The following is a 12,275-nucleotide window of genomic DNA, read 5'->3' as shown; positions in this document are numbered from 1 at the left end:
GTGGAACTCTCGAAGCGCGTTCAGGCCATCAAGCCCTCCCCTACTTTAGCGGTCACCGCCCGGGCTGCACGGCTCAAGGCAGAGGGCAAGGACATCATCGGACTGGGTGCCGGCGAGCCGGATTTCGATACCCCGCAGCATATCAAGGATGCCGCCATCGCCGCCATCAACAGGGGTTTTACAAAGTATACGGCAGTAGGCGGCACCCCCGGCCTCAAGAATGCGATCGTTGCCAAATTCAAGCGCGACAACGGTTTTGACTATACTGCCCGCCAGATCCTGGTTTCGTGCGGCGGAAAGCAGAGCTTTTTCAATCTGGTGCTTTCCACCATCAACCCTGGCGACGAAGTCATCATACCCGCGCCCTACTGGGTGTCCTATCCCGACATCGTTCTTATCGCGGAGGGCAAACCGGTGATCGTCGAGGCCGGCATCGAGCAGGGTTTCAAGATAACCGCGGCGCAACTGGAAAAAGCCATCACGCCCAGAACCAGGATGTTCGTCATCAACAGCCCCAGCAACCCTTCGGGCGGGGTTTATACGCTGGATGAGCTCAAAGCCCTGGGCGAAGTTCTGCTCAGGCATCCCGATATTCTCGTGGCCACCGACGATATGTACGAACATATTTTGCTTTCCGGCGGAAAATTCGTGAATATACTCAATGCGTGCCCCGAGCTATATTCGCGTACCATCGTGCTCAATGGCGTATCCAAGGCCTACGCCATGACGGGTTGGCGTATTGGTTACTGCGCGGGAGCGGCACATATCATTACCGCCATGGAAAATATTCAGTCCCAGAGTACATCCAATCCCACTTCCATTTCGCAAGTGGCTGCGGAAACAGCCCTTAACGGTGATCAAGCCTGTATTCAACCCATGGTGGCCGCATTCAGGGACCGTAACCGGTTCGTCACTGACGCGCTCAACGCCATCCCCGGCATCGAGTGCCTTTTGTCCGAGGGCGCGTTCTACGCTTTCGCAGACGTCCGGAAGGCGATAAGCGAATTGCGTGCCAAGGGCGATATCAAGGATGGCAGCGATATCGCCTTCAGTGAATATCTTCTGGAACACGGCGGCGTGGCGGTGGTACCGGGTTCAGCGTTCGGAAGCGAAGGATATATTCGTCTTTCCTTCGCCACTACCATGGCCAACCTGGAAAACGCACTCGAACGAATCGCGAAAGTGCTCGCCTGAAAAAAACACGGTGATAGTGAGGGTGAAGGTGCCCTCATCAATTCCGGGAAGCCGGGGGAGGTTCTTCAGGGAGGTGCACAAGCTCAGGATATTTTTCCAGTGCTCGCTTGCGGTCGTACCTCAGAAGATCTTTCGCAGCTGCGCTGAAAGCCTGCTGACTATCGGTCTGCGGATCAAGCTGCGGTGCCTGCGCTGTCGTGCTGGAAATCGTCTCCCGTGGCGGTGGCGGGATGTCGGTCCTTGGTTGGGCAAGTGAATCGGCGAGTACCTGCGACACGCTTTGTATCCCCAGTTTTCTCCTTCGCGCGACCTCATCGTTATAGTCCGGCGTGCCAGCGAATTTCTCGGATAGCAATTGCAGGATCGATGTGTGATCCATCGATCCCTTGAAAACAGTACCTGGCCGGATCCATGGTGATGCGATAAGCGCCGGAACCCTCGGGCCGGTGCTCCCAAACGCGGTTGAGAATAGCGAATGAGGCGGAACCACGGCAGGGATCGCGAGCGGCGGAACATGATCGAAGAATCCGCCATGCTCATCATGCATAGTAATCAACAGCGTACGGTTCCATTTTGCACTGTCCCGGGTCAGCAGGCTGTAAATATCCCGCAGGAAGTTTTCGCCAGGTCCGATAGGCGTGGGAGGATGGTTGTCGTTGGGTATCCAACCGAAATGGACAGGAGAATCAGTATACTCAGGCTCGATGAATATCACGCTAGGCATCTCCGAGACTGATTCCGACTCGAAATCTGCCGGAAAATGCCTGAAGCTGCGGAAATCAGGTCCCAGTACCTCTTCATGAAAACGATCGAAAAGAGTGAAGAATGAAACCCCGCAGTGATAGACGCGCCAACTGACATTGCGGGAATTCAGCCACTCAAAGATAAAACTTCCCTTCACTGTTGGGATGGGGCGCGGTTTCGTGTCGTCGATCATGCTGTAGCCGCTGTACGCCACTGAACGATTCGGCTGAGTATCCGTCGGAAGCGGAGCAAACCAGTTATCGCATACGGCATACTGTGCGGCCAGAAAACTCGATATTGGCGTATCGCCAGGCGATAGAAATCCCAATGATGGTGGGTCCTTGACCTTGCTGCCTGTCGCTTGGAAATAGGCATCGGCGAAACCGCTCATTGTGAAACGCGAACCGGTCTTTGCCAGTTGAGTCGCTACACGAGCCCTGCTGTGGGGCAGGTCATGCAACAGAGGTCCATCCTTCAATTCGAAAGGTTGATAACCCTGGCCGTCCAGGAAATTGGTATAGTCGAGGTTCGTTTCGGGGTCGACCAACCCATCCACGTCCTTCCGATTGCCAAAGCGGGCCATGCTGAGGTGCCCGAGAACGTGATCGAAGGATCGGTTTTCCATCATTACGATCACGATGGTCTGAAACTGGTCAAGGGCCGCCATTGGGTCTCTCCTCGCAGCTCATCTGCGTTCTGATGGTTAATCGGCCCCGTACCGCGTCGAGCGCATTATCGCAAGTTTCATCCGGAGCCAATGGGGTACGAACCGTCCATGTACCGATAACGGACGCATTCTTGAAGCGATCTGTCGTACCATTCGGTGGTATCTCCACTTCAATATCTTCCTTGCTGACAGCCAACTGTCGATTATAGTTATTTGCAATCGACACGGCTCGGACCCGTGAAGAGGTGTCTTTTTGCTGCAGTGTGAACGATGTCGATACGGATTGGGGACTGCCGCCACACTGGGCAACGCCTCCCAGCAGTCCGGTACTCTGGCTGGGTATCACCTTGACATCCCACTCGCGCTGAGCGCCCTTGAGCAGGCCTGGAACCTTGATCGTAAACCGGGTATTCTCCGTTGGAGCGAAAGATCGCGAGCCTTCCGTGGGCCCTTCCCCTATCCCCTCCAATGGAGGTGCCGCATCCAGGGCGATTTTGTCTGAAGCCTTCCAGTCGATCTCGACAGTTTCCCCAGGGCATACAATGCTCGGGGTTACGGAGAAAGATTTGATCTGAGCACATCCTGCGACCAGCGGCGCAATAAGCAACGTGGTCAATACTAGAAATCTGTCATGCATTTGCTATCTCCCCGAGACGACCTGCGCTGTCCGTCAAACGTGTCCATGTTCTTTCCCTTCATGGCTCAACTCTGGATCATCAAACCCAGCACCCCTGGATAGCAACGATTGGGACGTGTAATCATGCCCGGCTTCCCGCATCCAGCCTCTTGGCTGGTTTTACCAATATCCCGGCGGCACCAGGTAAAGTCCTGTGTCCCATTTCCATTGCCGGACGGGGTTCTCGGTCATCGCGTCTTTGTCATCAGGCTGCGCAGTCCAATGAAAATCGCACACGCTCCCTTTGTGCCCTACGAACGTATGTATGCCGCCATTCGCGACTCCGACGAAGAAAGGTACATTTTCCAGTTTTTCCAGCATCATCAAGGTATTGCGATCCGGCGTGACGCCGCGGTAGCCCGTAATGACTGCATCGCAGCGCACGCCATTCGATCCTGGAATCGGCGATTTCCATACGCGGGTGCCCGCCTTTGCCATATTAAGCGCGCCCAACTTCTCGCGCTCGTTTGAATCCGCAAGGTCTTCGGCGGTTCTCGGGCAATAAAAAATGGCGGTCCAGCCGTCTTTCTGCAATTCCTCGCAGAGTACGGTGCCGCGTAGGTCGGCATCCTTTACCCTGTTGTTGATCTCGGCGAAACGCTCACCATAGCCGCCCCCCTCGTAGGCTGCCTTCACGTTTTCCATTACCCAGCCGATACACGAACTTTCCTTAAGCCGCGCAGCCTGTCCGGATATACTTTCTATGATGACCAACCCAGGCTCAATCGATCCCATTCGCCAATTTCCCATGCTCATGGCATCTATTTCCGTTCGCAGGGCTGGCCGGTCGCCTCTCAGGATAGCATCATGGAAAGGTGAGTGGTCGCCGTAGTAGAGGCCGATACCGGTATTGTCGATAGCGGCCTTATGCGCATTGCTATTGTCGGTAATGCTCTTGTCACCCAGTTCCGCAACCTTCTTCCAATTCCCTGCCTCGTTTCTTCCCAGCGCGGGACCCCCCGTTTTTGAGAATAGCCATTGAGCAATGGCCAAGGCCGGTGGGTCAGAGATTGTATTAACGTTGCCGTCATGGTCATAATTATCAATGACCTCCCACAACTTCTCAAGGTTTTGGGTCGTGCCCTCGATAATCCCATTGCTGGATATACGCCTCACATTCAAATCCGGGTGAGCACTTTGAAGCTCGGCGGTATTGATGAATTTTCCCCTCAGGCGATTAACGAAGGTATTGTGGTCGAGTATGGGCATTTCGTAGCTCCTGGCAATAACCGAACAAGATCGAAATGGCGGAGATTTCAGCTTCCAATTTTCCTCATCCTATAAATTCACTTTAGCAGCAATTGCGAAAAGTTCAATTTCCTTCAAGTCAGGATCAGCGCTGCACTGTCTATATGGATCATATGAGTCATGTCGTCATGGAAGACGCTGGCGTATAAGGATTGAATGTTTCAGAGGCTTGTTCGGCATTAATTGGAGATTGAGTAGCCTCAGCTCGGGCTCATGCATATAAACCTTGTGCTGGCGCCCAATAGAGCCTTGCCAAGCTGACAAATTGGAAGCCCGCATGAAGTGCGGGCCACATCATATTGAATATGCTTGATAATTTTGATTGACGCGGAAGGTCAGACATTATAAATTTGCGCCGGGACAAACTTACACTTCTGTTGACTACCGAAATTCTGATGCGTTGTGCTTACTTGCTCACTTGAAAGGAGTTAACTTGAAAACGGTCAGTTCAAATTTAATCAAGCGCCTCGCGGCATCCGCTTTGGCAATCGCATCTGTTGTTGCGCCGTTGACTGCCGAGAGCGCGCTGTTGTCGATTAGTGGAATCACGCACGAACAAACAGGTTATAGACCCAATTGCGCTTCGGGTTTCGGCGGCACGACTACGGGTGCCGGGATCAGTTCGCTCCTGGGAGCAGTTTCCCTCGAGGCTAACGATTGCATCACTCCTGCTGCAACTTACTTTTCTTTTACCGGAGAAATGGTATTTACGGTATGGGGTGGAGATGAACTGTTTGCCGACTATAGTGGTTCCTTCACTCCGACGGCTTTTCCATCCATTTTTTCGTTAACTGATTCTATCTTCAAGATAACGGGGGGTACGGGAAGTTTCCTGAGAGCAACGGGAGGTGGAACATTGCAAGGAATTCAGAACATCGCGAACGGTTGGGGAGTAATGCAGCTCACGGGGCAGATAGCCAATATAAAGAAAGATGGGGGTAAAACCCAATCTTTATTTTATCAACATGCCAGCGATAGCCCGGACGATTTGGCAATGATTTATACCGGTTCCGATGGCAGCTTGTTTCCAGGTTCGACTACGCTCGGTGATTATTTTTATCAGGATCAGAATGGACAGCTACTTGCGATCAATGTGCTACCCGCATCCGGCTCATTGAGCTTGCTGGCTATCGGCCTCCTCGGTTTCACAGTCATGCGCCGCCGCAAGATATCAAATTCGTGAAATGACCTTCGCTTGGCACAGCCTCTTCGCTGTGTCATGGACGACTTTAAGGATTGGAAGGTCCTGATTTGAACTCGAGAAGTGCTCGAATCTTCCATTTCCGTACATGCCGCCCCCCCCGTTCTATAAAATTTATTATGCCGCTATGCTTGAGCTAAATGAGGGTTTAAATGATTTGTGGAAATTTCTCTATTTTCAGAAAAGAGCTACACCCCCACTACGGCTTACTTATCCAATTCCTAAATCCTTTCTTTGTTTTCATACTTATTTCGCCTACCGTATCAGAAAAAGTGGCTCCATTTATTTGAACAACAGAATCTCTTTTTCAAGCGGAATCTCTGCTGATCCTCACGCTGCCAGTTCGATCGTCGGCAGCATCACGGCATAAGCCTCATCAGGCGTTTTCTTGCCCAGGCTCGCATGTGGCCCGGACCGGTTGTACCAATCCATATATTGCATAATGGATACTCTGGCTTCTGCGAAACCGCTGCGCCAGTTCGGCCAGTGTCTTGTCACCAGCCAACGCCGCCAGCGCTACTTTGGCTTTGAACACCGCTGAATGGGTTCGTCTTGCTCTTTTTGCCATTTTCTACCCCATATCAAAAGCCCCCACAGAGCATTCAAAGTAGCAGATTTTCTACTTATAGGCTTGTTCAAATTATTGGGGTCACTTCTGTGGCCCTGGCCCTGGAGCGGGAGACGAATGGGAATAATAGTTGTCATGACTCACTTTTTGAGTATCATGTTGCGCACAGTATGAAGCCCTTTCTGCCTCGTTAACCACCACGATTCTATTCGCCTTCAATAATCCGGTCGTGCCGTATGATCACAAGCGTGTCTGTTTCGCAAGGGTATCTGTTGACTCCAATAGGGGTAGACAAGCTCCTACCTTGTTGCCTTGTTGCTTTGTTGCAATAGCCAAGGGGGATTTGCATGCGCCACTCTCAAATGGGTAAAGTGTTCCGTACACGATCGATTATGTCAGGCGTAATCGTCGCATCGACGCTAGTGCTGGCAGGTTGTGACAGCGGGCAGGCTGGGGGTGAGCAGGCGCCGCCTTCGCCGGAAGTCAGCATTGCCCAGGTGCTCTCCAGGCCGGTGCAGCAATGGAATGAATACACCGGTCGCGTCAGTGCGATCCATACCATTGAACTTCGAGCCCGCGTGAGCGGCTATGTGCAGCGCGTCGCGTACAAGGAAGGCCAGGAGGTGAAGCAGGGTGATCTGATGTTCCTCATCGACCAGCGGCCCTACCGGACGGCGCTGGCCAATGCGCAGGCGCAACTCGATCGTGCGCGCGTGGCGGAACAACTCGCGCGCATGCGGGACAAGAATGCCCAACTGCTGATAGAAGCCGAGGCAATCTCACGCGAAGAGTCGGACACGCGTCGTACCACGCACACGCAGAGTGCTGCAGATATCGATGCGGCCGAAGCGGTGGTAGCGAATGCGAAGCTCCAGCTGGAATTTACCGAGGTGCGCGCGCCAGTCGCCGGGAAAACGAGCCGTGCCCTGGTAACCGTCGGCAACCTGGCCGTTGCCGACCAGACCATACTGACCACGGTAGTGTCGCAGGATCCCATGTACGTATATTTCGACGTCGACGAGAACAGCTACCTGCGCTACGCCGAACAGGTGCGCGATGGCGGAGGTGCGCCGGCAGGCACCTCGGTACGCGTCGGCCTGGCCAACGAGGAAGGCTATCCCCACGCCGGCACAATCGACTTCTTCGACAACCAGGTTAATTCGGCCGTTGGAACCATACGCGCACGTGCCGTGCTCCCCAATGTTGATCGCGTTTTTACCCCCGGCTTGTTCGTACGCGTGCAATTCGTCAGCGGTAGGAAGAAAAATGTCCTGCTGATCGATGACAAGGCCGTGATGACGGATCAGGACCGCAAGTACGTCTACGTGGTGGACAAGGATGCCAAAGTCCAGCGCAGGGACATCGTGCCCGGCCGCATGGCGGAGGGATTGCGCGTGATACAGTCCGGCCTTGCGGCGGACGACAGGATCGTGGTTGCCGGCCAGCAGAAAGTTCATCCCGGCATGCCGGTCAAGCCCAATGAAATCCCGATGGCTGCGCTGTAAGGCGCGGTGAGGTAGCTTCAGTGGATTTCTCCAGATTTTTTATCGACCGGCCGATCTTTGCGGCTGTGCTGTCGATCGTGATTTTTGCCGGCGGCCTGATTGCGATCCCCCTGCTGCCGAATGGCGAATATCCGGAAGTCATCCCGCCGACCGTTCTTGTACGCACCAACTACCCTGGCGCCAACCCGAAAGAGATCGCCGAATCGGTAGCCGTGCCGCTGGAAGAAGCCATCAACGGCGTTGAAGGCATCATGTATCTGAAGTCTATCGCCAGTTCCGACGGCACCCTGCAGATAGTGATCACCTTCACGCCCGGCGTGGATCCGGATATCGCCGCAGTGCGCGTGCTGAACCGGGTGAGCCAGGCGCTGCCGCGCTTGCCGGAGGCGGTGCGGCAATATGGCGTGACGACCCAAAAGCAATCCCCGACGCCGTTGATGTACATGAACCTTTTCTCGACGGACGGGCGCTACGACTCGCTTTATTTGCGCAACTACCTGGTGCTGCATGTCAAGGATGAGCTGTCCCGCCTGCACGGCATCGGCGATGTGCAGCTGTTCGGCTCGGGCGACTACGCGATGCGCATCTGGCTCGATCCCGATAAAGTCGCCTCGCGCGGCCTGACGGGCGGCGACGTGCTCAACGCGCTGCGCGAGCAGAATGTGCAGGTATCGGCCGGCCAGTTGGGTGCCGAGCCCTCGCCGAACAAACCGGATTTCCTGGTTTCAATCAATGTGCGCGGCCGGCTCAGCACAGAAACCGAATTCGAGGAGATCATACTGAAGAGCGGCCCGAATGGCGAAGTAGTGCGCCTGTCAGACGTGGCGCGCGTGGAACTCGGCTCGGGCAATTATACGGTGCGCGCGTATAACAATCGGAACACCAACGCCACGGTAGGCGTCTTCCTCTCGCCGGGCGCCAACGCACTGGCGGTGGCGGACTCGGTGTATGCGAAGATGGATGAGCTATCCAAGCGCTTCCCGCCGGGCATCGTCTACGACCCGACATGGGACCCTACCGTTTTTGTGCGCGATTCCATCCGCGCCGTGCAGAACACGCTGCTGGAAGCCATTTCGCTGGTCGTGGTTGTCGTGATCCTGTTCCTGCAGACCTGGCGTGCGTCGATCATCCCCCTGATCGCGGTACCCGTGTCGATAGTGGGCACCTTTGGCGTGCTGTACGTACTCGGTTTTTCGATCAACACATTGACTTTGTTCGGCCTTGTGCTCGCGATCGGCATCGTCGTCGACGATGCCATCGTTGTCGTGGAAAATGTCGAGCGCAACATCGAGGAAGGGCTGACGCCGCTTGCCGCCGCGCATCAGGCGATGAAGGAGGTATCGGGCCCCATCATTGCCATTGCGCTGGTGCTGTGCGCGGTATTCGTGCCGATGGCCTTCCTGACGGGTGTAACCGGCCAGTTCTACAAGCAGTTCGCCGTGACGATCGCGGTTTCCACGGTGATTTCGGCTATCAATTCATTGACCCTGTCGCCGGCATTGGCTGCCTTGCTGCTCAAAAGCCACGACACGCCCAAGGATGCACTATCGCGCCTGATCGAGCGGTTGCTCGGCTGGGTGTTCCGTCCCTTCAACCGCTTCTTCCAACGCAACTCCGAGAGATATCATCGTACCGTCGGGCGCGCTTTGACAAAACGCGGGCTCGTGTTCGGTGTCTACCTCATGCTGCTCGCCTGCACCGCGCTGCTGTTCGGCAAGGTGCCGGATGGTTTTATCCCGACACAGGATAAGCTTTATCTCTTTACCGGCGCCAAGCTGCCCGAAGGTGCCTCGCTTGCACGCACGGACGAGGTCGTGCGCAAGATGATCGATATCGCGCTCGGAACCGACGGCGTGGAGAAAGTCGCGGCCTACGCGGGCCTCAACGCCTTGCAGGTGACCAATACGCCTAATTTCAGCGCCGCCTACGTCATCCTCAAGCCGTTCGATCAGCGCAGCCGCAGCGCCAGCGCCATCGTCGCCGAGCTCAATGAAAAATTCTCCTCCATTGAGGAGGGCATCACCTTCGCGTTGATGCCGCCACCGATCGAGGGATTGGGCAATGGTTCCGGTTACTCGCTGTATGTGGAGGATCGCGCCGGCCTGGGTTATGGGGCATTGCAGGATGCGACCAAAGCATTCCAGGGCAAGATCGCGCAAACCCCGGGGTTCACCTATCCGGTCAGCGCTTATCAGGCAAATATTCCCCAGCTTGAAATCAAGGTCGATCGCACCAAGGCCAAAGCGCAGGGCGTGCCGCTGAACGAGCTGTTCGATACGCTGCAAATCTACCTGGGCTCAGCGTATGTGAACGACTTCAATCTGTTCGGCCGCGTCTATCGCGTTTTTGTCCAGGCCGACGCCGGACAACGGCAACGCGTTGAGGACATCGAGAAATTGCGCGTGCGCAATGAGCAAGGCGACATGATCCCGATAAGCGCCATGACGACGATCACGCCGGCCTACGGCCCCGATCCGGTGCTGCGCTACAACGGCTATCCGGCTGCCGACCTGATCGGCGATGCCGATCCGCACCAGTTTTCCTCGGGACAGGTCATCGCCCGACTAAAGGAAATAGCCGGGGAAATACTGCCAGACGGCATGATGCTCGAATGGACGGACCTGAGCTATCAGCAGGTGACGCAAAGCAACGCCAAGCTGATCGTATTTCCGCTTGCCGTCATGCTCGCCTTTCTCGTGCTCGCCGCGCTGTACGAAAGCTGGACGCTGCCGCTTGCCGTTATCCTGATCGTACCGGTATGCATGTGTGCCGCCTTGCTCGGCGTATGGCTGACCGGCGGCGACAACAATATATTCGTGCAGGTGGGGCTGGTCGTGCTGATGGGCCTGGCCTGCAAGAATGCGATCCTGATCGTCGAATTCGCGCGTGAGCTGGAATTCCAGGGCAAGGGGATCGTTGAAGCGGCACTGGAAGCCTGCCGCCTGCGCCTGCGGCCGATCGTCATGACCTCCATCGCCTTTGTCGCCGGCTCCGTGCCGCTGGTGCTCTCTACAGGTGCCGGCGCGGAGGTACGTTCGGCCATGGGGATTACCGTGTTCGCGGGCATGATCGGCGTAACCCTGTTCGGTCTGTTCCTCACGCCTGTATTCTATGTCGCCCTGCGCAAATTGTCGGGAAGCGCGCTGGTCCGCCACGATCCGAAAGTGCATGGCGACGCGGGGAATACCCGGGGCTAACCTGTATTCGCCAAAAATAATGGATTTGCCGTTGCGCGCTGCCAAAACCTGATTAGATTCCAGTATCGTGAGTTAGAAATTCGCAGACAAAATCGCTCAATGGTGGCGAGAATATCATCAGCCATTTTTGTCCAGATAAATGGCTAGGGATTCTCGTTGTAAGTATCGGGATATTGGTGAATGGCTCGGCACCGGTTTTGAGTGGATTTATCGAGTGCGGACTCAGGAGTCACGATCACAATGACGGTAACCGTTCAGGTGACGGAGGTCGGGCATCATGCGCTATCTGCAGCATGGTTTCCAGTCCTTTCATGATCAAATGTTCGATCACTGGAATAAAGTAAGGCAGCGACAACATCAATACCACCATTCCCACCATTAGCGTGATCGGGAAACCGACTGCAAAGACATTGAGCTGGGGTGAGGCACGCGTCAGGATACCAAGCGCCAGATTGACGATCAGCAATGCTGCAACGACCGGCAGCGCAAGCTGCAGGCCTGCCAGGAAAATCGTGCCTCCCCACTCCGCGAGCCTTCTCCATCCCCCGGCTGAAAAGGGTTCGGCCGAGATGGGAAATGCGCTGAAACTTTCGGCCAGCACAGACAGCATCAACAGATGACCATTTAGCGACAGGAACACAAGCGTCGCCAGCAGCCCGAGAAATTTACCCACTACCAGCGTACTCCCATCGCTGTGTGGTGTGAAGAAAGTGGCGAAACCCAGGCCCATCTGCAAACCCGCAATCTCTCCCGCCAATTCCACGGCACTAAACACGATACGCATGGCAAAGCCCATCGCCAGCCCGATTACGATCTGCTGGCTCAGCACCAGCAGTCCTGCGGGCGAAGCCGGCTCCAGGCCTGGAAGCGGTCCTATGGCAGGCGCCAGGATCAAGGTAATGAGAACGCCCAATCCGATCTTCACCCGCATGGGTATGGCCGTATTGCCGAGTACCGGCGCGGCTGCCAACAGCGCCAGGATGCGGACAAGCGGCCATAGGAACGAGGTCATCCAAGCGTCAAGATCGGCAGAACTGAAGGTGATCACTAGAGGTATCTTTAACCTGAATCCGGTAGTTGGACGAGGTGGAGTGCGCTGCTAAATCCGTCCCGTAGCGAGCTCAAAAAAAGATAAAGCTCATGGGGTGCGGAATCCTTTTCGGTTTTCGGTTATTGCGCTTAGTTGACAAATGAGCTGGCGGATGAGGTGAGAAATAAGCGGTCACCTGCCGGATTCAGGCTCAAGGATGCGCTTCGCTTATTGCCGCCTGGCAA

The 12,275-nt window shown here is 55.3% G+C and carries 9 protein-coding genes; 4 read left to right on the top strand and 5 right to left on the bottom strand.

Features of this window, described 5'->3' with window-relative positions; translation table 11 throughout:
- Positions 1–1,194, top strand: coding sequence for a pyridoxal phosphate-dependent aminotransferase (locus F822_RS01460; RefSeq protein WP_025039689.1), 1,194 nt, complete (start codon positions 1–3; stop codon positions 1,192–1,194).
- Positions 1,195–1,231: 37 nt separating this feature from the next.
- On the opposite strand, the gene F822_RS01455 is transcribed toward F822_RS01460, so the two are convergent.
- The 3 genes from F822_RS01455 to F822_RS01445 form a co-directional block, all read right to left on the bottom strand.
- Positions 1,232–2,605: an alkaline phosphatase family protein gene (locus F822_RS01455; protein ID WP_025039690.1), complete on the bottom strand. Its 1,374-nt coding sequence runs from the start codon at positions 2,603–2,605 to the stop codon at positions 1,232–1,234.
- On the bottom strand, positions 2,592–3,242 hold the full coding sequence (locus F822_RS01450; RefSeq protein ID WP_025039691.1) for a hypothetical protein: 651 nt from the start codon (positions 3,240–3,242) through the stop codon (positions 2,592–2,594). The genes F822_RS01455 and F822_RS01450 overlap by 14 nt, the downstream gene beginning before the upstream one ends.
- Positions 3,243–3,401: 159 nt before the next feature.
- Positions 3,402–4,490: a hypothetical protein gene (locus tag F822_RS01445; RefSeq protein WP_025039692.1), complete on the bottom strand. Its 1,089-nt coding sequence runs from the start codon at positions 4,488–4,490 to the stop codon at positions 3,402–3,404.
- Positions 4,491–4,962: 472 nt separating this feature from the next.
- Here F822_RS01445 and F822_RS01440 point away from each other — a divergent pair, with 472 nt between their 5' ends.
- Positions 4,963–5,712, top strand: a complete 750-nt coding sequence (locus tag F822_RS01440; protein WP_025039693.1) for a hypothetical protein — start codon at positions 4,963–4,965, stop codon at positions 5,710–5,712.
- A gap of 348 nt (positions 5,713–6,060) precedes the next feature.
- Here the strand turns inward: F822_RS01440 and F822_RS14715 are convergent, their stop codons facing one another.
- On the bottom strand, positions 6,061–6,228 hold the full coding sequence (locus F822_RS14715) for an integrase core domain-containing protein (RefSeq protein WP_197272861.1): 168 nt from the start codon (positions 6,226–6,228) through the stop codon (positions 6,061–6,063).
- Between the two features lie 432 nt (positions 6,229–6,660).
- On the opposite strand from F822_RS14715, the gene F822_RS01430 reads away from it, so the two are divergent.
- Both F822_RS01430 and F822_RS01425 read left to right on the top strand, forming a co-directional pair.
- Positions 6,661–7,803, top strand: a complete 1,143-nt coding sequence (locus F822_RS01430) for an efflux RND transporter periplasmic adaptor subunit (protein WP_036574391.1) — start codon at positions 6,661–6,663, stop codon at positions 7,801–7,803.
- A 20-nt stretch (positions 7,804–7,823) separates the two neighbouring features.
- A complete protein-coding gene (locus F822_RS01425) occupies positions 7,824–11,000 on the top strand; it encodes an efflux RND transporter permease subunit (RefSeq protein ID WP_025039696.1) in 3,177 nt (1,058 codons plus the stop codon).
- A 235-nt stretch (positions 11,001–11,235) separates the two neighbouring features.
- Here F822_RS01425 and fliR read toward each other — a convergent pair whose 3' ends face one another.
- Positions 11,236–12,048: a flagellar biosynthetic protein FliR gene (fliR, locus tag F822_RS01420; protein WP_025039697.1), complete on the bottom strand. Its 813-nt coding sequence runs from the start codon at positions 12,046–12,048 to the stop codon at positions 11,236–11,238.
- Positions 12,049–12,275: the final 227 nt, after the last annotated feature.

Source organism: Nitrosospira briensis C-128 (genome assembly GCF_000619905.2).
Lineage (GTDB): Bacteria > Pseudomonadota > Gammaproteobacteria > Burkholderiales > Nitrosomonadaceae > Nitrosospira > Nitrosospira briensis.
The sequence above is the reverse complement of the archived record's forward strand: the minus strand, read 5'-3'. Positions and strand labels throughout refer to the sequence as shown.